This is a genomic window from Nocardiopsis synnemataformans (genome assembly GCF_965343085.1).
In the GTDB taxonomy this organism is placed as follows: Bacteria; Actinomycetota; Actinomycetes; order Streptosporangiales; family Streptosporangiaceae; genus Nocardiopsis; species Nocardiopsis alborubida.
Genome location: NZ_CBDRFA010000018.1, coordinates 19,305 through 37,782, shown reverse-complemented (window position 1 = coordinate 37,782; position 18,478 = coordinate 19,305). Strand labels below are relative to the sequence as shown.

Genomic DNA, 18,478 nt, shown 5'->3' with positions numbered 1-18,478 from the left:
GGCACGGCCGTCGCCACCGGCGCACGGGGGCCGCGTCAGTGGGCGAACCGGATCTTCAGCTCGTCGGTGTCCAGGATGATCCCGGTGCCGGGGATCTCGACCCTGTCGCCGTAGACGTGCCTTGACCGGTCCTGGTACTCACCGTGTTCGGGACGGGAGTGCACCACCACGGCGTTCACGTCGCGGTCGACCAGCAGGTATGCGGGGATTTCGGTGGCGGCGTAGGCAGCGGGCTTCTCGACCCGGTCGCGGGCGTGGGTGTCGGCGTCCCAGGAGGTCACCTCGACGACGGCGAGAACCCCGTCGGGCTCGGCCCATTCGCCCTGGCCGTCGAAGTAGCCGACCGGCGCCAGAATGCCGTCGGGGCGGGCGCGTCCGTTGCGGTAGGTGTCGACCTTCAGGCCCTGGCCCTGGGTGAGGCCCAGGTCGGACCGGTGTGCCACGAACTGGCGGAACAGCCACGCCAGGAGGCTGTTGTGGTTGCCGTCGGTCACGCCTTCGGCCCAGATCTTCCCGCTGATGTACTCCAGTTTGACGTTTTCGCGCTCGGCAGCCAGGGCGATGGGCTCAAACTGTTGGATAGTGATGGGCGGATGAGTGGGCGGTGGATGATGGTCCGCGACGGTCATCTGGTGTGTGCGGCGGATACTCCCGTCTTTAGGCGGGAAAGGAAGCCCCAGCCTCCTTCTGTGTGGTGTAGCCGTAACCGTCCGCCCGCTGGAGCAGGCGCAGGTTCTTCCATGAGGTCTTGACGGGACCGTGTGGGGTTTGCAGAGTATGGCTGCCACTGCTCCGTACTGCGACCCGGCCTGTGTGGCTTCCGGCGTGCTTGCCAGAAGGCACGGTCGCCCGGGCCAGGTCCCCGGTCTGAAACCCGAAGAACGCCTTACGCCGGGGCAGACGCAACCGGGCAAACCCGTGTCTGTCAGCGCGGGTGCGGGCGTAGGTACCGCGTCCCGTAGCTCCGACGACCAGGACCGTGGAGACAGTCGTGGTGATGGTGTCGACCTTGCCGACGGCCAACGCGTCCAAGGTGTGGGACTTGGACAGGTGGTTGCGGGTGCGGTTCCACTTGGTACGACCGCCCGAGCCGATGTGGGTGGGCAGGTGCTCGTCCAGGGCTTTCCACAGCGCCCAGCGGGTGGCGTTGACCGTGGCGGCGTCGTGCAGCGGGGTCTTGGCTTGGGTCGTGATCCTGGCGAGCGTCCGGGGATTGGTCACGAACTCCTCCACCGGCCGGTTGCCTTTGGCCTGGTTGCACCCGATGCAGGCCAGAGTCAGGTTGGACACCCGGTCCGAGCCGCCCCGGGAACGGGGGTGGATGTGGTCGATGTTGAGCGGGGTGTCGGTGGCACCGCAGTAGGAACAGGTGCGCCCCGACTTGATGAGTAGGTACTCACGCACCTCGTAGCCGTGCAGGGTGCCGTGCTGGTATTCCACTCCCTCCAAAGGCCGCCCGACGCTGAGGGTGTGGGTGTCGAAGGCGACTCGCTCCACGTGCACCGCTCGTACTGGCGCCCACCGGGCCAGGCGGTTCGCCCAGGTCAGGGTGGTGTCCACCCGGTGTTGGAGCGAGGGGGGCAACCACCCGCGTGGGCGAGTGCGGTTGCTGAACCGGGGAGCCCGGTAGCGCAGATTACGCGAACGCCTACCGCGTCGGTAGACGGCGCGTTGGCGCAGCTTCCTGGTGATCTGGCCACCCCGATGGTCGAGCTGGAGAGCGTAGCGGCCTCGGCGCTCACCGGCCTGAGCGGTGAACACGGCGATACCGGTGTGCTTGGACCCAGGGTCGATACCGATTTCGACTTCGTCGATGTGGGACTCGGTGGCGGTGCGGTCCGTGAGGCGGATGACGAAGGGGGTGTGCCGGGCCACGACCGCCCGGCCACGCGCGAGGAGTTGGCGGGCTCTTGCGGGGTGGGTGGGTTGCAGTGGTGTGCCGTGGGCGTCCAGGACGAACACGCACCCGTGCCCCTGACGGGGCGTGGTGTTGGGTGGGTGGCCCTCACGGGCCTGCTCCCGGACCGGGCGGTCCAGGGTGACGCCACCAGTAGTAGGTGAACCACTGGTGGTCTCCCCTCGCACATGTTCCACACCGGGTGCCACGTGAGTGTGGCCTTCGCGCCCCGTTTCGTCCCTGTTCCCGGGGTTGTCTGCTGACGCGGATTCCAGAGCAGGCCGCTGAGGAAGCACGGCCTGGTGGGTCTTCGATCCTGTGTGAAACGTAGCCAACGAGTCACCTCCTCATGTGTTGGCTAATGCTGGTAACGGCAGGCCATCAGCCACATGGACCGAAAACCCCCTCCTTCAGGAAGGGGAACCCGTTACGATGAGCTCCTCCAGCGCGCATCCTAAGCCAACGCTTGGCGCAGGACACATGTCGTCCCAGGCGAGGGCGGTGAGCAGATGCTTGGGTGACCGCCCTGGGGGGATGGGTGGCCCTGAGACCTATAGCTTGAGGGCGCTTGTCAGGGACGTCCACGCCTGGGACTCGAAGATGAGGTATCCGAGGTCGCGCTGGGTTGAGTCGCGGACGGCGGCGGCGTCGTGGGTCCAGCCGACCTCCACACAGCTCTTGCCGCCGTTCGCGCTGTAGCTGCTGATCCGCCAGTTGGATACGACGGATTCGTTGTTCCTCATCGCAGCTCCTTCTCCATTGACGCGATCAGATCGGCGGACTTTTTTGGGCTCAGGCTCGCCGCGCGCAGCCGATCGTATCGGGACGCTAGTTGGTCCGCCTCTGAGGATTCCAGGTAGAGCCCTCCCGCCGGGCACTCCAAGTAACCGATGACCGGGAAGGGGTCATCCATTCTAATGAGGACGAACTGACCATCGGGGCTCGCGAGGGCGCCATAGTCGAAGGGGATAACCCGTACCTCGATGTGGGACTCCTCGGCCCGTTCCAACAGGTGACGAAGCTGGGCCCGCATCACATCCCTGCTCCCGACGATCCGTCTGAGTACCCCCTCGTCCATGACGACATGCAACTCGGTGGGATCGTCGCCCTCCAGGATGCGCTGACGGGTCATGCGCAGCTCAACACCCCGTTCGATCCGTGAAGCGGAGTCTGTGGGGTTCACCGCACGCATGAGAGCCTCGGCGTACTCGGATGTCTGGAGCAGGCCGTTGATGGGGGTGCTGTCGAAGGCTTCGATGCGGCGTGCGCGGTTCTCCAGCCACACGTAGTCGATAAACCAGTCCGTCGCGTCGCGGGCATACTTGTCCCACCAGCCGGTCCTGGTCTGCTCCGCGCCCAACTGCACCAGCGCTTCACGCTGGTGCTGCCCCTCCACCCCGTACAAGTCCATCAGCGAGACCAGTTCGGACTGGGGAATGGGCTGAGTCCCGGCTTCGATCCGGCTCAACGTGCTGAAGTCACGCCGTATGTGCTCGCCGACCTCCTTGAGCGTCATCTCGTTTTCCAAGCGGAGTTCCTTCAGGAGCTTGCCCAGCCACTGGGACCGCAGGGTTGCCTTGCGCTTGCGCGCCATTCGGACTCCTGGTGCCAAATTTGTGAGATTGCTTGACACCATCTTAGGCATCACTCACCATTGCAGCAAGTGAGCAAAGCTCACGCGGAGCGACAGGGGTGTGAGGGTGCCTCTGGCCTGCTCCGAACAGACCACTGCCCGGAGCGGTCAGGTGAGATTAGGCCCTCGTTGACGCTCCGGACAGTGCCCACACAGGAGAGGGGACCCTGATGACCGAAGTCCACGCACTCCCAGCACCCATTGTCCCGAAGGAGTGGAACGGCGTCGACACCTCCATCGACGCCGAGACCCCCGAACTGCTCTCCGAGGACCAGTTCGACCGTTACGTCGACACCGTCGCCGCCCTCGTCAGCGCCAGCGGGTTGGACGTGACCGCTTCCGACACCGATCACGGACACCTCGACGTGAGCCACCCGGACACCGGCTTCACCCTCGAACTCGACCTGCGCGAGGACCGCAGTGCTGAGTGGGCGCTGAGCGCCGACGACGAGACCGAACCCGGGACATCCGCGCTCCAGACCGCCGCACTGGTCGCCTGTCTGCTCGCTCCGGGCCAGGACTGACCGTGGGGGTGCTCCGGTCGAAAAACCGGGGCACCCCCACGACAGCTCTGGAACGGTGTCAGGACGTGCGTTCCGGCTCCGTCGGGGGAACCTCGGCCCGCGGACCGCGCAGCGCGGGCATCAGGACGCCGTCGACCAGCGCCACGAGGAAGTCCCGTTCGAAGGGCCTGCGCTGGACGAGCGCCCGGTAGGCGGCCATCGACGCGACGACCTGGGAGAGGGTGTCGACGTCGGCCGTCGCCGAGGCCTCACCGCGCTCGACGGCGCGCCGTATGAGAACGCGGTGGGCCTCGGCCCAGGGCTGGACGATCGCGGCGCTGACGGCGTTGGCGGACGCCTGGTCCTGGACGAGCATCGAGGCCAGCCCCGCCATGATCCGCAGCCTGCGCTCGCCCTCCTGGACCGACTGGGGTCTGAACAGGCCGAGCAGGTCCTCCCGGAGGTCGCCGGTGTCGGGCAGGCGCTCGACGTCGACCTGGTCGCGTTTCATGCGCGCCACCGCGTCGACGACCAGTTCCGTCTTGGAGGCCCAGCGGCGGTAGAGCGTGGCCTTCCCCGCCCCGGCCCGGGCGGCGACGGCGTCCATCGTCAGCCGGGCGAACCCGACGTCGGCCAGGACCTCCAGGGCCGCGTCGAGGATGTCGCCGTCACGGGAGCGGTCGCGTTTGCGGCCGGGCCGTGCGGGTCCGTCGCCGGGCGCGGCGGGCTCACGGGTGTCGCTGTCTCGCGTCATGGCGGTCGTCTCCTCGTCTCAGCGCTGGTCAGGACGTTGCACACCTGTTCCGGAACAGCGTAGTTCAGGAACATAGCAGTTCAGGAACGGAATAGTTCCGGAACTTATGCGTATCGAAATGTCCGGACGGTGTGGCACGATGAGCCGATGCACCACGTGAGTGACGACGAGAGGCGCGCCCGCATCGGCGTTCGGCACGCCCTGGCCCCGGGTTTCCACGCGGACTCCCCGGAGGCGGCCACGCGGGCGATGACCGCGCTGCACGCCACCGAACCGGCCACGGTCTACCTGTCGTGCCGGGCGCGCGTGCCCTCGCTGACCGTGGCGGACCTCGACAGGGCGCTCTACGGGGACCGGAGCCTGGTGAAGCAGCTGGCGATGCGGCGCACACTCTTCGTGTTCCCGCGCGAACTGCTGCCCGCCGTGTGGCCGAGCGCCTCCGCGCGCGTCGCCGCCACGGAGCGCGCCCGCATGCGCAAGGACCTGGTCGGGGCGGGGATCACCGACGACGGCGACGCCTGGCTCGACCAGGCCGGGACCGAGGTCCTGGCCCTGCTCGCCGAAGCGCCGGAGGGCCTGGTGGCCGCCGACGTGCGCCGGGCGGTGCCCAGGATCGACGTCAGGGTCGCGGGGTCGGCGGGTGAGGTGTGGTCGGCGCCGCGGGTGCTCACCCTCCTCGGCGCCGCCGCCGACATCGTGCGCGGTGCCAACACCGGCCGCTTCGCGGTCTCGCAGCCGCGGTGGACCCTGACCGGGCACTGGCTCGACGGCGTTCCCGCCCCGTGGGGCACCGCAGAGGGCTACCGGGAACTCGTCCGCCTCTGGCTGCACAGTTTCGGTCCGGGGACCGAGGACGACATCGTCTGGTGGCTGGGGTCGACGAAGACGGTCGTGCGCACGGCGCTGGCCGAACTCGGCGCCGTCAGGGTCTCCCTCGACGGCGGCGCCACCGGTTGGCTCCTGCCCGACGACCTCGGTGAGGTGGCCGACCCGGGCGCGTGGGTCGCGCTGCTGCCGGTGCTCGACCCGACCGTCATGGGCTGGCGCGGCCGGGACTTCTACCTGGGCCCGCACCGCGAGCAGCTCTTCGACAACCGCGGCAACGCGGGCACGACGGCCTGGGCGGACGGCCGCGTGGTCGGGGCGTGGGTGCAGGACGACTCGGGCGCGGTCCGGGTGCACCTGCTCGAATCCGTCTCGACCGCGACGCGGCGGGCCCTGGGGGAGGAGGCGGCGCGGTTGACCGAGTGGCTCGGCGGTGTCCGCATCGGCACCGGCTACGTGTCGCCCGCGATGAGGGCCGCCCGGACCGCGTGGGGCTGAGGGCGCCCCGGCGGACCGGTGGCTCGGCCGCGTGCCGGCTCCCCCGGCTGCCGGGAGGGCAGTCGCCAGGCCCGCTCGCCCGACACCAGCCCCCCCGACCACACCCGTCAGAACCGGGCAACGACAGGCGATGGGTTCGCAGTCGCGCACGGTGTGGCCGAAAGGCGGCGAAGGCAGTTCCGGATCGATTCCGATAACCGCCGTCGTCCGAGGTGACAGCGCCTGTTCCGTCTGGTGCGCACCCGACGCGCGTTCGGTTGAAGTCGGCCCTGTAAACCCCCCTTCCGGCGCCACATCGGAGCGTGTAACGTGACCGGAGGTCAATGTACGACAAGTACATGCGGAAATTGAATTTCGCTGACTGGATGGGCGATTCCTTTGCGAATACGCCGCCGCGCCGGTGATGTGCATGGGGTGGCCGGGCGCGTCGGCGGGCGAAGAATTGCGCGAACCCCGTTAATCGGCGCCATCGTGCCCATACACGAGAGACCGCGATGCCCGGCACGACTGTAAGCAGCAGCAAGGCGGCTGTCTATGGCGCTTTCGCGGCGAACGGAGTGATGTACGCGGCGCTTGTGAGTCGCGTGCCAGCCCTGGGAGCGGAGCTGGGTCTGTCCACGGCGGAACTCGGCCTGCTCCTGTTATGGCTGTCCGCCGGGGCCGTGTCCGGGCTCCCCGCGGCAGGCCTCCTGGTCCAACGCCTCGGCGGGAGCCGGGGAATCACCGCCGGTGTCTCCCTCGCGGCGGCAGGACTGTTACTGCTCGCCCTCGGCCTGGGAATCGCCTCGTGGCCTGTCGCGGCGGCCGCACTCTTTTTCGTCGGGTTGGGAATGGGGCTGTGGGAAGTCAGCATGAACGTCGTCGGCTCACGTACGGCACACCTCATCGGCAGCGAGGACCTGTTGCCGCGACTTCACGCCGCGCTCAGTCTGGGAACCGTGTTCGGGGCCCTTCTCGGTGCGTTCCTGTCGAGCGTGTCGGTGCCTCTGCCGAGTCAGAACCTGGGCATGGCGGGCCTGCTGGTGCTGATGGCCCTTCTGCTCAGGCGGGTCACCCAAGGCGCGGATACGCCTGACACAGGCGATGTCACGCGCGCGCCCGGGGGCGTGCTGTTGGCCTCCTGGCGTGAGCGGCGAACCCTTCTCATCGGAATATGCGTCCTGGGATTCGCCTTCACCGAAGGCACGGCCAACGAATGGATCGCGTACGTCCTGGTCGACGGTTATGGCGCTGCCGAGCACACGGGAGCCCTGGCGTTCGCCGCCTTCGTGGCGGCGATGACGGCGGGGCGTCTCACCGGAGGTGCCCTCGTGGCCCGTTTCGGCCGCGCCAGCGTCCTTCGCGTATCGGTCGGGCTGGCCCTCTGCGGCGTACTCGTCATGGTTTTCGGCAACGCGGTCGTGTGGGCTCTCGTGGGAGCGCTTCTGTGGGGGTTGGGGGCCGCGATGGGATTCCCGGTCGGCATCGCGGCGGCGGCGGACGATCCCGCGAGAGCCGCGGCGAGGGTGTCCGTGATCAGTTCGTTGGGATACGCGGCCTTCCTCGGGGGTCCGCCGTTGCTGGGGCTGCTCGGAGGGCTCTACGGTATCCAGCAGGCGATTCTGGTGGTCTGTGCGGCGCTTCTGCTGGCCTTCCTCGCGGCGGGGTCCACCCGACAGACCACCGCCACCGGGAAGGAAGGCACCCCTGACAGGCCTCGGTAAGAGGACCGTCGCAGGCGTTGCTCGGCCCGATGCCGCTGTCCACGGTGCCCGGTCAGGCGGCGGCGCGTGCGGCGTCCGCGAAGCGGGCGGCGAGCCGGGGGTGCCCGGCCCAGTGGACGTGCAGGTAGGAGGCGTGCAGCGTCGGCGAGGCGAAGCCCTCCGGCGCGCCCTCGATCTCCCACGCCGGTCGGTCGCCGCAGGCGCCGGGGGTCAGACCGGTGCGGTGGAACTCGTGTCCGGTGACCCGCTCCCCGGCCCGGGTCAGCAGGGTGTCCCCGGGTGAGACCGCCTCGGGGTAGCGCAGGGTGAGCCGCCCCGTCATCCGGGCGTGCGCGGGGACGGCCCCGGCCATGGGTTCGCCGTCGAGCGACTCGGCGAGGTAGAGCAGGCCCGCGCACTCGGCGACGGTCGGCACCCCGTCCCGCACCGCCTCGCGCAGCTGGGTCAGCAGGCCGCGGTTGGCGGCGAGCTGACCGGCGTAGACCTCGGGGAAGCCGCCGCCGAGGTAGACGCCCCGGGTGCCCGGGGGCAGCGCGGGGTCGCTCAGCGGATCGAAGGCGACGACCTCGCACCCGGCGGCGGTGAGCAGTTCCTCGGTCTCGGCGTAGCGGAAGGTGAAGGCCCTGCCGTCCGCCGCGGCGACCACCGGCCGCCGCGACGCGGGGAGTCCCTCTGTCCGCGCCGGATCCCACGGGCGGGCGTCCAGGGCGGGCGCGGAGCGGGCCACCGCGAGCAGCGCGTCCAGGTCCACCTGGCGCGCGACGTGTTCCCCGAGCCGTTCGACCACGCGCGCCGACTCCGCCCGCTCCGACGCCGGGACCAGCCCCAGGTGCCGGGACGGGCTGGCGAGCCGCTCGTCGCGGTGGACCACGCCCAGGACGGGCAGGCGCGTGGCCCGGGTGATCTCGGCGACGTTGCGCGCCGAACCCGCCTGGTTGAGGATCACCCCGACCACCTCGACGGCCGGGTCGTAGGCGGCCATCCCCGCCACCAGCGCGCCCACCGAACGCGACATTCGAGACACGTCCACCACCAGCACCACCGGTGTCCGCGTCAGGGCCGCGACGTGCGCGGACGAGGCGAACCCGTCGGTGCCCAGCCGCCCGTCGTGCAGGCCCATCACCCCCTCGATGACGGCGACGTCCGCGCCGCGCGCCCCGTGCAGCAGCAGCGGCGCCACCCGGTCCTCGCCGACCAGGTGGGGGTCGAGGTTGCGGCCGGGGCGCCCGGTGGCCAGGGCGTGGTAGCCGGGATCGATGTAGTCGGGGCCCACCTTGTGGCCGCTCACCGCGTGCCCGGCGTCGCGCAGCGCCGCCATCAGCCCGGTCGCGACCGTGGTCTTGCCCTGCCCGGTCATGGGGGCGGCGATCATCAGCCGGGGCAGTGCCGTCGGTTGGGGCAGTGCCGTCGGTCGGGGCGGCGTCGGTCCGGCGGGCTCCGGGGACCCCGTTCTCCAGCCTCCCCCGCACCTCCCGGCGGGTGCCGGGGGCCCCGTCTCTCCGGCTCTCGCGCACTCCCCGCTGGCCCCCGCAGGCCCCGCCGTCCGGCTTCGCGAACCTTCCGAGGCACCCGGGGACGTCACCACTCGATGCCCCGCTGGCCCTTGCGTCCGGCGTCCATGGGGTGCTTGACCTTCGTCATCTCGGTGACCAGGTCGGCGGCCTCCAGCAGCCGGGGGTCGGCGCGGCGGCCGGTGATCACCACGTGCTGGCGGCCGGGGCGGTCCCGCAGGGCGGCCAGGACGTCCTCGACGTCGACCCAGCCCCAGTTCAGCGGGTAGGTGAACTCGTCGAGGATGAGCAGGTCGTGCGTCTGGTCGGCCAGCCGCCGCCGAATCTCCGCCCAACCCTCGGCGGCGTCCGCCGCGTGGTCCTCGGCGTCGCCCTTGCGACGGCTCCACGACCAGCCCGAACCCATCTTGTGCCACTCGACCGGGCCTCCCTCACCGGTCTGCTCGTGCAGTTCGCCCAGGCGTTCCAGCACGGTCTGCTCGCCGATGCGCCACTTCGCCGACTTGACGAACTGGAACACCCCGATCCGCCAGCCCTGGTTCCAGCCGCGCAGCGCGAGGCCGAACGCGGCGGTCGACTTGCCCTTGCCGTCACCGGTGTGCACGGCGAACAGGGGCTGGTTGCGGCGCTGGCGCGTGGTGAGCCCGTCGTCGGGGACGACGAGCGGCTGTCCCTTGGGCATCAGGCGGCCCTCTCTCGTACGGCGGTGCCCAGCGCGTCCGCGCTGACCTCGTTGACGGGCATGTGGTCGGCGCCCAGGCGGGCGGCCAGGGAGGCGGCCAGGCCCAGGCGCAGCGGCCCGGACTCGCCGTCCACCACGACGGTGGTGACGCCCAGTCCGGCGACGTGGTCGGCGGCGGCCATCGCGCGGCCGACGGCGCCCTTGCCACCGGTGGCCCGGCCGTCGGTGACCACGACCAGGAGCGGGCGCAGCCGCGGATCCCGCAGCCGCTCGCGCCGCAGGACGCGGGACGCCTCCTCCAGGCCCTCGGCGAGCGGGGTACGCCCTCCGGCGGGCAGGTCGTCGAGGCGGGCCGCGGCCACGTCCACCGAACGGGTCGGCGGCAGCGTGAGTTCGGCCTCGCGTCCCCGGAAGGTGACCAGGCCGACCTTGTCGCGACGCCGGTAGGCGTCCAGGAGCAGGGACAGGATCGCGGTCTTGACCTCGGTCATGCGCCTGCGCGCCGCCATGGAGCCGGACGCGTCCACGCAGAACAGGACCAGGTTGGTCTCCTGGCCCTCGCGGACCGCGACGCGCAGGTCGCGGGGGTGCAACCGCAGTCGGCCGCCGCCCCGGGGCCGCAGCGCCGCGGCCCGCACGGTCTCGACCAGGTGGACCGCACTGCCCGTACCCCCGCCGGGCGCGGCGGCGCCGATCCGTCGGCCCCGCGTGCCGAGGGCCCGGCTGCGCCTGCCGTCGGCGCCCTCGCCGGAGCCCCGCACCGTGAGCAGCCGGGTCCGGTAGGGGGCGGCGGCGCTGGCCGTGGCCGGGGAGGCGCCGGAGGGACGGGACCCGGGGGAGTCGCCCTCGGAACCGTCGGGCGCGTGCTCGGCGGAGGCGGGGGAGCACTCCTGGTCGGGCTGTTCTCCGGAGGTCTCGGCGTCCCCGGCGTCGCCCGGGGGACTGGCGTTGTCGGAGGGATCGCTGTCGCTGGCGGGGCCCTGCGGGTCTTGTGGTTCCGGCGGGGCGTCGGAGCAGTCGGGGTCGTCGTTGCCTTCCGGGCCCGGCGGCTGCGGGGGGTCGGGCGGCGGTTCCTCGTCGCCCAGGATCCGGTCCAGGAGTTCCTCGTCGAGCCCCGGCGCGTCGAAGGGGTTGCGTCGACGCCGGTGCGGCAGGGCGAGCGTGGCGGCGCGGCGGATGTCGGCCCGGGTGACCGAGGTCCGGCCCGCCCAGGCCGCGTGTGCCATCGCCGTGCGCGCGGTGACGATGTCGGCGCGCAGGCCGTCCACGTCGTAGGCCGCGCACACCTCCGCGATCTTCAGCAGCGCCGCGTTGGACAGCCGTACCCGCCCGAGCGCCTCCCGGGCCGCCGCGATGCGCTCGGCCAGGGCCTTCTCGGCCTCGTGGTAGCGGTCGGCGAAGGCGGCGGGGTCGGCGTCGTGGGACATGCGCCTGCGCACCACCTCGGCGCGGGCCGCGGGGTCGGACGGCGCGGCGACCTCGACGGTGAGCCCGAAGCGGTCCAGGAGCTGCGGGCGCAGCTCGCCCTCCTCGGGGTTCATGGTGCCGATGAGCAGGAACCGGGCCGCGTGCTCCACGGAGAACCCGTCGCGCTCCACGGTCACCTGACCGGTCGCGGCGGCGTCCAGGAGCAGGTCGACCAGGTGGTCGTGGAGCAGGTTGACCTCGTCGACGTAGAGGATGCCGCGGTGGGCCCGGGCCAGCAGGCCGGGTTCGTAGGCGACCTTGCCGTGGGTGAGCGCCTGCTCCAGGTGCAGGGAGCCCAGGACGCGGTCCTCGGTGGCGCCGACGGGCAGTTCGACCAGGCGCACCGGGCGGCTCTCCACGGCCGCGCCGGACCCGAAGGGCCCGTCGGGGGAGTGCTGCGCCGGGTCGGCGGGGTCCACGGAGAACCGGTCGCCCTGGTAGACGTCGACGGGCGGCAGGAGGGAGGCCAGGGCCCGGACGGCGGTGGACTTGGCGGTGCCCTTCTCGCCGCGCACCAGGACGCCGCCGATCTCCGGGGAGACGCTGGTGAGGACGAGGGACAGGCCCAGGTCGTCGAGTTCCTCGGCGTCGCAGCCGACGATCGCGGAAAAGGGGTAGTGCGGTGACCGCAATGGCATGTAGAGGCTCCCGCTCATGTCGCCATCGGTAAGGGACGGGCGCGAGGCCGGTCTTCGGACTTGCCGGGTCTTTCCTGGACGGAAGGCTCGGTTCACCGCAGCGGGCCTGTGCCGGAGTCTCACCGGGCTTCCCAGATTCTCCCCGTCGGCCGTCCCCACCGTTTCCGATGGCTGGGCCGTTGGGGCACCTCATGCCTGCCGCCACGATAGCGTCCGGGGAATGAAGGATGACGCTCCCCCTCCCCTCGAACCCGGGATCACCGTCGTCGGCGTCGGCGCCGACGGCTGGCCCGGCCTGCCCGAGCGGCTGCGCACGCTCGTCCTGTCCGCCGACACGGTGCTGGGCGGCCGCAGGCACCTGGCGATGCTCCCCGACCGGCCCGGACAGCGCCGCCGGGCCTGGCCCTCACCCCTGCGCGAGAACCTGCCGCCACTGCTGGCCTCCCTCGGCTGCGCCTCCCCCGGCAGCGCCTCCCCCGACAGTGCCGCACCTGACGGCGCGTCCACCGTGGCGCTGGCCTCCGGAGACCCCCTGGTGTCCGGCGTCGCCACCACCCTGATCGACCTGCTGGGCGCGGACGCCGTACGGGTGGAGCCCGCCGTCTCCTCGGTCGCCCTGGCCCGCGCCCGCATGGGCTGGCCCGCGGAACGCTGCGCGGTGGTGGGCCTGGTCGGCCGCGACCCCCGCCTGCTGCTGCGCCAGCTCGCCCCCGGCCACCGCGTCCTGGTGCTCTCCTCGGACGGCGGCACTCCCGCGGCGGTCGCCGCCCTGCTGGTCGGCGCGGGCTACGGCGCCAGCCGGATGACCGTGCTCGGCGACCTGGGCGCGGACTCCGAGTCGCGCCTGGAGACCACCGCCGACCACTGGCTCGCGGACCCTCCCGGCGCGGTGCCCGCGCTGCACGTGCTGGCCCTGGAACTCCTCGGCCCGCCCGGGTACGGCCTGGTCGCGGGCCTGCCCGACGACGCCTTCGAACACGACGGGCAGCTCACCAAGCGGGACCTGCGCGCCTCGGCGCTGGCCCGACTGGCGCCCTCGCCGGGCCAGCACCTGTGGGACGTGGGCGCGGGCGCGGGATCGGTCGGCATCGAGTGGATGCGCGCCCACCCCTCCTGCACCGCCACGGCGGTGGAGGCCCACGCCGAACGGGCCGCGCGGATCGGCCGCAACGCGGGCCGCCTCGGCGTTCCCGGACTGGACGTGGTCACCGGGCGCGCGCCGGACGCGCTGGCCGGGCTGCCCGCGCCCGACGCGGTGTTCGTCGGCGGCGGCGCGACCCGGCCGGGCGTCCTCGACGCCTGCCTGGGGGCACTGCGGTCGGGAGGGAGAATCGTGGTGCACGGGGTGACGCTGGAGACCGAGCGCCTGCTCGCCGACGCCCACCGGCGCCACGGTGGCGAGCTGACCCGTGTCGCCGTCGAGACCACCGGGCCCATCGGCGCGTTCACCGGCTGGACGCCCGCCCGCACGGTCACCCAGTGGTGCCTGGTCATGTCTGCCCGGCAACGACCAGAGTGACTCCGGGCCTCGAACGGAGCCAGCCGCTCCCGGCTGGGGCGGCTGTGGCGCGTCGTGGGGACAGTGCGGTCCGCTCCTCGGTGCCCTGTGGGACTTCGGCTCCTCAGATTTCCGCTTCGGCCATACCTTCCGTCCTTCCTCGGCGTTACTCTGGCCAGAAGCCGTGTCCGCGTCGTCGCTCACCACCACGGACATCACTCAGGGGGCTTCATGACCGTCGTAGAACACCACCCGCCACCCGAAACACCAGCGCTTCCGATGAGTCCGGAGCTGTTCGAGCACCTCGCCGGACAGGCGTTTGAGGCCGACCGTGTTCGTATGGAGATGTTCAACGGGAAGGTCTGGGTCCACAAGGTGACCGACGGAGCACACGCGGGGATCCTCGCGTGGCTGATGCGTGAGTTCATCGCTCACCGCCCTGACCTGGACCTCATCACCAGCGGACTGGGAATCAAGGTCGACACCTACCGCAACGGACGCGCCCGCCCCGACGGCATCCTCGCTCCGATCGGTCACTTCGACCAGGCGGGGGAATGGGCCGATTCGGAGGGTGTCCTGGCCGTCGTCGAGGTCACCTCCTGGGACGCCGACACCCATGCCCGCGTCCGTGTTGAGAAGCCCGTCGCCTACGCGGCGACCGGTATCGGCGTCTACCTGTTGGTGGACCGGGACGCCAACGCCGTCGTGGTCCACAGCCGACCCGTCCGCGGCCAGTACCTGGACCGAAGCACCCATCCTTACGGTGAAGCCGTCCAGATCCCCGGAGCCGACGTCACGTTGGACACCGAAGCACTCAAGCGGTTCGTCCGCTGACACTGACGACCCGGGCGAGGGCGGCCCGGCCCGACCGCCCTTCACCGGCGCCACGGTGGTGAGCTGACCCGTGTCGCCGTCGAGACCACCGGGCCCATCGGCGCGTTCACCGGCTGGACGCCCGCCCGCACGGTCACCCAGTGGTGCCTGGCGGCGGATCGCTGACCCGGGGACGGGCCGGGTCGTAGAGGTAGGACTCACCACCCGCCCCGGGATCGAGCGCCCGCCCCACCAGGATCACCGCCGCCTGCCGGAACCCGGCCTCCTCCACCGCGTCGGCGACGGTGGAGACCGTGCCGCGCAGCACCGCCTCGCCCGGCTGGCTGGCCCGGTACACGACGACCACCGGGCAGTCGCCGCCGTACTCGGGTTCGATCTCGGCCATCAGCTCGCGCACCCGCCGGATCGCCAGGTGCAGCACCAGCGTGGCCCGGGTCGCCGCGAACGCGGACAGCGACTCGGTGTCGGGCATGGCGGTCGAACGGGCCCGCGTCCGGGTCAGCACCACCGACTGGGCCACCAGCGGCACGGTCAGTTCCCGCCCCGCCAGCGCCGAGGCGGCCGCGTACGCGGGCACCCCGGGCGTGACGTCCCACGGAACGCCGTGCGCGTCGAGCCTGCGGGTCTGTTCGGCCAGCGCCGAGTACAGCGACGGGTCACCGGAGGTGAGCCGTACGACGTCGCGGCCCGCGGCGTGCGCGGAGACCAGGTGGTCGGTGATGCGGTCCAGGTCCAGGCCCTGGGTGTCCACCAGTTCGGCGCCGGGCGCGCAGTGGGTCAGGACCTGCGGGTCCAGGTAGGTGCCGGGGTAGAGCACCGCGTCGGCCCCGGCGAGCATCCGCGTGGCGCGGACGGTCAGCAGGTCGGCGGCGCCGGGCCCCGCGCCCACGAAGTGCACGGTCACGGCCTCACCCACCGCGGGGTCCACACGCGGCCCGTCTCGGTGACCCGGGTCCCCGAGGCGCCGACGATGAGCAGGCAGCGCATGTCGACGGCGGCCGGGTCGAGTTCGGCCAGGGTGGTCACCGTCAGGGACTCGCCGTCGCGGCCCACGTCGCGGCCGACGACGACCACGGTGTCGGGTTTGCGGTGCTCCAGCAGGATCCGGCGCGCGGTCACGACCTGCTCGGTTCGGGACCGGGATGCGGGGTTGTAGACGGCCAGCGCCAGGTCGGCCTCGGCGACGGCGCGCAACCGCCGCTCGACCACCTCCCACGGTTTGAGGCGGTCCGACAGGCTCATCACCGCGAAGTCGCCGCCCACGGGGGCGCCCGCGCGGGCCGCGACCGCCTGGACGGCGCTGACCCCCGGCAGCACCCGGACGGGCACGTCCCGGTAGGCGGGGTCCTCGGCCGCCTCGAACACGGCGGTGGCCATGCCGAAGACACCGGCGTCCCCGCCCGAGACCACGGCGACGCGTTCGCCGCGCCCGGCCAGGTCGAGGGCGAACCGGGCGCGCTGGAGTTCGACGGTGTTGCCGGAGGCGTGCCGGGTGAGCCCGGGGCGCTGCGGGACCCGGTCGACGTAGGGGCCGTAGCCCACCACGTGGTCCACCTCGGCCAGCGCGGCGCGGGCCTCGGGGGTGAGCCAGCGTTCGGGGCCGGGGCCCAGACCCACGACCAGCAGTTCGGCCGCCGGTCCGGCGGGACCCGCCGTCTGCGCCGCCTGGGCCGCCTGGGCAGCCCCCGTCCGCGCAGCCGCGCCGACCTCGCGGGAACGCCGGCCGTTGCGGCTGTCCCCGGTGACCAGCACCAGGGAGAAGTAGGGCACCGTCGCCGGGTCGACCTCGGCGACCGGCAGCCGCCGCTCCCCGCCCATCGAGGCCCGCTCCACGTACACCGCGTGCTCCAGCCGCCCGGCCGCGGCCAGGGCGCGGCGCACGGCCGGGAAGGTCCGGCCCAGCTTCATGACCACGGCCGCGTCGGTGTCGGCCAGGCGGCGGGCCAGCTCCGGTTCGGGCAGGGTGCCGGGCAGCACGGTGAGCACGTCGGTCTGCCGGGCCAGCGGGGCGGCCGCGGCGGCCGTGGCGGCGGCGAACGCCGGGATCCCCGGCACGATCTCGGTGGGGTAGCGCTCGGACAGCCGGTCGTGCATGTACATGTACGACCCGTAGAACAGCGGATCCCCCTCGGAGAGCAGGACGACGTCGCGTCCGGCGTCCAGGTGGGCGGCCAGCCGCGCGGCGGACTCCTCGTAGAAGTCGGCCAGCGCGCCCGCGTAACCGCCCGGGTGGTCGGTCGCGCCGGTGGTCACCGGGTAGGTCAGCTGTTCCTCGACCACGGAGTCCGGGATCAGGGCGTCGGCGACGCGGCGGGCGTTGGACTCCTTGCCCACCCCCGCGTGGTAGGCGACGACGTCGGCCGCGGCGATGAGCCTGGCCGCCTTGAGGGTGATCAGCTCGGGGTCGCCGGGGCCGACGCCGACGCCGTGGAAACGGCCGGTCACTCTTCCTCCTTGGCGAGTGCGTTGAGGGCTGAGGAGGTCATCGCCGAACCCCCGCGGCGACCGCGCGCGGTCACGTAGGGGACGTCGACGCCGTGTCGGTCGCGGAGTTCGGTCAGCGCCTGCTTGGACTCGGCGGCGCCGACGAAGCCGACCGGGCAGCCGACGATGGCGGCCGGGCGCGGAGCGCCGTCGACCAGCATCTCCAGCAGGTGGAACAGGGCGGTGGGCGCGTTGCCGACGGCGACCACGGCGCCGTCGAGCAGCGGCTCCCACAGGGACACCGCGGCCGCGGTGCGGGTGGTGCCCCACTCCAGGGCCAGGGCGGGGACCCGCTCGTCGCCCAGGAGGCAGAGCACCTCGTTGTCGCTGGGCAGGCGGCTCGCGGTCACGCCGGAGGCCACCATGCGCGCGTCGCACAGGATCGGCGCACCGGCCCGGAGGGCGGCGCGCGCCGAGGGGACCAGGTCGGGGTGGACGACGAGGTCGTCGGCGAGGTCGACCTGGCCGGTGCCGTGGATCATCCGCACGGCGAGCCGTTCGGCGTTGGCGGGCAGGTGGTCGAGCCGGGCCTCGCGCCGGATGGTGGCGAAGGAGTCGGTGTAGATCGCGGGCCCGTCGTCGACGTACTCGTAGTGCCGGTTCGGGCGTCTGGGGGAGGTCACCGCGCCTCCCCGGGGACGTGACCGGGCTGTCCGGGACCGTGCTTCCTGGGGACGAGAACGGCGCGCCACGGCGTGACGACGAGTTCTCCGGATCGGGCGTCGAGCGCTTCGGCGGCGAGTGCGTCGGCGGCGACCCGGTCCAGGCCGTCGTCGGGCACGGGGACGTGCCGTCCGATCCCGGGCAGCGAGCCGTGCGGCAGCGGCGGCGCGGGGTCGGGCAGCCTCGGGTCCGGCGGCGCCGGGTCGGTCAGGGGCGAGGCGAGTTCGGCGACGTGCCAGGGCGCTGCGGGGCCGTCGCCGCGCCGTTCCAGGAACCGGTCGGCGAGGTGGACGAGTGAGTCCGCGGCCTCGTCCAGCGGCGTCAGCGGGCCCCAGCGCTCCCCGACCCTGAGCTGGGCGGTGTGCGCGTCGAGGGCGACGAGCCCCAGGTCGCAGGAGCGCTCCAGCAGGTCGCCGCTTCCGTCGTCCAGGGCGAAGAGGAAGCGGCCGGGAAGGGCTGCGCGGTGCGGTTCGGCGCACAGCAGCGCGTCCAGCGCGGCGGCCACGGGGCGCAGGTCGGCCTTCCCGCCCGCCAGTCCCGTGCACGGGGAGACCATGACGTTGCGGACCAGTTCGTGGGCGGGCGAGGGCAGCAGGCCGGTTCCCTCCAGGGCCCGGAGCACCTCGGGAGTCAGCCGCCCGTCGCTCCCGGGCAGGGCGCGCAGCTGCACGTTGGCCCGCCCGGTGACGTGGATCCGGCCGTCGCCGTACTCCTGGGCCACGGCGGCCAGGGCGCGCAGCGAGCGGGCGGGGAGCCTGCCGCCGACGAGCCGGAGCCGGACCAGCAGCCCGTCATCGGCGGGCCAGGGCCGCAGGGCGCCCGGGCAGCGGTCGCGCCGGGAGCGGACGGTGGAGGATGGGATTGGGGAACCCATCGGGGACATGCGCG

General features: G+C 72.4%; 17 protein-coding genes, 1 pseudogene and 1 riboswitch. Of the genes and pseudogenes, 6 read left to right on the top strand and 12 right to left on the bottom strand.

Annotation, left to right across the window (positions count from 1 at the left end; genetic code table 11):
• Positions 1 to 35 precede the first annotated feature (35 nt).
• From ACSIH6_RS12760 to ACSIH6_RS12745, 4 genes are all read right to left on the bottom strand, one after another.
• On the bottom strand, positions 36 to 629 hold the full coding sequence (locus ACSIH6_RS12760) for a Uma2 family endonuclease (RefSeq protein WP_435108477.1): 594 nt from the start codon (positions 627 to 629) through the stop codon (positions 36 to 38).
• A 28-nt stretch (positions 630 to 657) separates the two neighbouring features.
• The gene (gene iscB / locus ACSIH6_RS12755; RefSeq protein ID WP_435108476.1) at positions 658 to 2,094 is read right to left on the bottom strand and encodes an RNA-guided endonuclease IscB; all 1,437 of its coding nucleotides are present in this window, start codon (positions 2,092 to 2,094) and stop codon (positions 658 to 660) included.
• A gap of 354 nt (positions 2,095 to 2,448) precedes the next feature.
• Complete coding sequence (locus ACSIH6_RS12750) at positions 2,449 to 2,640, bottom strand: DUF397 domain-containing protein (RefSeq protein WP_435108475.1); 192 nt, start codon at positions 2,638 to 2,640, stop codon at positions 2,449 to 2,451.
• On the bottom strand, positions 2,637 to 3,491 hold the full coding sequence (locus ACSIH6_RS12745) for a helix-turn-helix domain-containing protein (protein WP_435108474.1): 855 nt from the start codon (positions 3,489 to 3,491) through the stop codon (positions 2,637 to 2,639). The genes ACSIH6_RS12750 and ACSIH6_RS12745 overlap by 4 nt, the downstream gene beginning before the upstream one ends.
• Before the next feature lie 209 nt (positions 3,492 to 3,700).
• On the opposite strand from ACSIH6_RS12745, the gene ACSIH6_RS12740 reads away from it, so the two are divergent.
• A complete protein-coding gene (locus tag ACSIH6_RS12740; protein ID WP_435108473.1) occupies positions 3,701 to 4,054 on the top strand; it encodes a hypothetical protein in 354 nt (117 codons plus the stop codon).
• 58 nt (positions 4,055 to 4,112) lie between these two features.
• On the opposite strand, the gene ACSIH6_RS12735 is transcribed toward ACSIH6_RS12740, so the two are convergent.
• Complete coding sequence (locus ACSIH6_RS12735) at positions 4,113 to 4,787, bottom strand: TetR/AcrR family transcriptional regulator (protein WP_435108472.1); 675 nt, start codon at positions 4,785 to 4,787, stop codon at positions 4,113 to 4,115.
• Positions 4,788 to 4,934: 147 nt separating this feature from the next.
• Here ACSIH6_RS12735 and ACSIH6_RS12730 point away from each other — a divergent pair, with 147 nt between their 5' ends.
• Entirely contained in the window at positions 4,935 to 6,110 is a 1,176-nt protein-coding gene (locus tag ACSIH6_RS12730) for a winged helix DNA-binding domain-containing protein (protein ID WP_435108471.1), read from the top strand.
• 494 nt (positions 6,111 to 6,604) lie between these two features.
• Positions 6,605 to 7,813, top strand: a complete 1,209-nt coding sequence (locus ACSIH6_RS12725) for an MFS transporter (protein WP_435108470.1) — start codon at positions 6,605 to 6,607, stop codon at positions 7,811 to 7,813.
• Positions 7,814 to 7,865: 52 nt separating this feature from the next.
• Here ACSIH6_RS12725 and ACSIH6_RS12720 read toward each other — a convergent pair whose 3' ends face one another.
• The 3 genes from ACSIH6_RS12720 to ACSIH6_RS12710 all read right to left on the bottom strand — a co-directional run bounded on the left by ACSIH6_RS12720 (position 7,866) and on the right by ACSIH6_RS12710 (position 12,105).
• On the bottom strand, positions 7,866 to 9,185 hold the full coding sequence (locus ACSIH6_RS12720; RefSeq protein WP_435108469.1) for a cobyrinic acid a,c-diamide synthase CobB: 1,320 nt from the start codon (positions 9,183 to 9,185) through the stop codon (positions 7,866 to 7,868).
• Between the two features lie 206 nt (positions 9,186 to 9,391).
• Positions 9,392 to 10,006: a cob(I)yrinic acid a,c-diamide adenosyltransferase gene (gene cobO / locus ACSIH6_RS12715; RefSeq protein WP_061078750.1), complete on the bottom strand. Its 615-nt coding sequence runs from the start codon at positions 10,004 to 10,006 to the stop codon at positions 9,392 to 9,394.
• Positions 10,006 to 12,105: a VWA domain-containing protein gene (locus tag ACSIH6_RS12710; RefSeq protein WP_435108542.1), complete on the bottom strand. Its 2,100-nt coding sequence runs from the start codon at positions 12,103 to 12,105 to the stop codon at positions 10,006 to 10,008. The genes cobO and ACSIH6_RS12710 overlap by 1 nt, the downstream gene beginning before the upstream one ends.
• 34 nt (positions 12,106 to 12,139) lie before the next feature.
• Positions 12,140 to 12,281, bottom strand: a riboswitch (cobalamin riboswitch).
• A gap of 50 nt (positions 12,282 to 12,331) precedes the next feature.
• On the opposite strand from ACSIH6_RS12710, the gene cbiT reads away from it, so the two are divergent.
• From cbiT to ACSIH6_RS39460, 3 genes and pseudogenes are all read left to right on the top strand, one after another.
• Positions 12,332 to 13,630: a precorrin-6Y C5,15-methyltransferase (decarboxylating) subunit CbiT gene (gene cbiT, locus ACSIH6_RS12705; RefSeq protein ID WP_435108468.1), complete on the top strand. Its 1,299-nt coding sequence runs from the start codon at positions 12,332 to 12,334 to the stop codon at positions 13,628 to 13,630.
• A 210-nt stretch (positions 13,631 to 13,840) separates the two neighbouring features.
• On the top strand, positions 13,841 to 14,443 hold the full coding sequence (locus ACSIH6_RS12700) for a Uma2 family endonuclease (protein ID WP_435108467.1): 603 nt from the start codon (positions 13,841 to 13,843) through the stop codon (positions 14,441 to 14,443).
• A gap of 42 nt (positions 14,444 to 14,485) precedes the next feature.
• Positions 14,486 to 14,608 (top strand): annotated as a pseudogene (locus tag ACSIH6_RS39460) (hypothetical protein); the annotation flags it as partial.
• Here the strand turns inward: ACSIH6_RS39460 and cobM are convergent.
• From cobM to ACSIH6_RS12680, 4 genes are read right to left on the bottom strand one after another with little or no spacing between them, the layout of a single operon-like run.
• Positions 14,577 to 15,359: a precorrin-4 C(11)-methyltransferase gene (gene cobM / locus ACSIH6_RS12695; protein WP_435108466.1), complete on the bottom strand. Its 783-nt coding sequence runs from the start codon at positions 15,357 to 15,359 to the stop codon at positions 14,577 to 14,579. The pseudogene ACSIH6_RS39460 and the gene cobM sit on opposite strands and share 32 nt — an antisense overlap.
• The gene (locus ACSIH6_RS12690; RefSeq protein WP_435108465.1) at positions 15,344 to 16,888 is read right to left on the bottom strand and encodes a precorrin-2 C(20)-methyltransferase; all 1,545 of its coding nucleotides are present in this window, start codon (positions 16,886 to 16,888) and stop codon (positions 15,344 to 15,346) included. Before ACSIH6_RS12690 ends, cobM begins: the two co-directional genes overlap by 16 nt.
• A complete protein-coding gene (locus tag ACSIH6_RS12685; protein ID WP_435108464.1) occupies positions 16,885 to 17,550 on the bottom strand; it encodes a precorrin-8X methylmutase in 666 nt (221 codons plus the stop codon). Before ACSIH6_RS12685 ends, ACSIH6_RS12690 begins: the two co-directional genes overlap by 4 nt.
• Positions 17,547 to 18,473: a ferredoxin-like domain-containing protein gene (locus ACSIH6_RS12680; protein WP_435108463.1), complete on the bottom strand. Its 927-nt coding sequence runs from the start codon at positions 18,471 to 18,473 to the stop codon at positions 17,547 to 17,549. The genes ACSIH6_RS12685 and ACSIH6_RS12680 overlap by 4 nt, the downstream gene beginning before the upstream one ends.
• Positions 18,474 to 18,478 lie beyond the last annotated feature (5 nt).

Bases quoted from the DNA above. Each gene is read 5' to 3' on its own strand.
- cbiT (WP_435108468.1), top strand. From the start codon at position 12,332: ATGAAGGATGACGCTCCCCCTCCCCTCGAACCCGGGATCACCGTCGTC.
- ACSIH6_RS12760 (WP_435108477.1), bottom strand. From the start codon at position 629: ATGACCGTCGCGGACCATCATCCACCGCCCACTCATCCGCCCATCACT.
- ACSIH6_RS12750 (WP_435108475.1), bottom strand. From the start codon at position 2,640: ATGAGGAACAACGAATCCGTCGTATCCAACTGGCGGATCAGCAGCTAC.
- ACSIH6_RS12680 (WP_435108463.1), bottom strand. From the start codon at position 18,473: ATGTCCCCGATGGGTTCCCCAATCCCATCCTCCACCGTCCGCTCCCGG.
- ACSIH6_RS12745 (WP_435108474.1), bottom strand. From the start codon at position 3,491: ATGGCGCGCAAGCGCAAGGCAACCCTGCGGTCCCAGTGGCTGGGCAAG.
- ACSIH6_RS12740 (WP_435108473.1), top strand. From the start codon at position 3,701: ATGACCGAAGTCCACGCACTCCCAGCACCCATTGTCCCGAAGGAGTGG.
- ACSIH6_RS12720 (WP_435108469.1), bottom strand. From the start codon at position 9,185: ATGATCGCCGCCCCCATGACCGGGCAGGGCAAGACCACGGTCGCGACC.
- ACSIH6_RS12730 (WP_435108471.1), top strand. From the start codon at position 4,935: ATGCACCACGTGAGTGACGACGAGAGGCGCGCCCGCATCGGCGTTCGG.
- ACSIH6_RS12735 (WP_435108472.1), bottom strand. From the start codon at position 4,787: ATGACGCGAGACAGCGACACCCGTGAGCCCGCCGCGCCCGGCGACGGA.
- ACSIH6_RS12725 (WP_435108470.1), top strand. From the start codon at position 6,605: ATGCCCGGCACGACTGTAAGCAGCAGCAAGGCGGCTGTCTATGGCGCT.
- ACSIH6_RS12700 (WP_435108467.1), top strand. From the start codon at position 13,841: ATGACCGTCGTAGAACACCACCCGCCACCCGAAACACCAGCGCTTCCG.
- cobO (WP_061078750.1), bottom strand. From the start codon at position 10,006: ATGCCCAAGGGACAGCCGCTCGTCGTCCCCGACGACGGGCTCACCACG.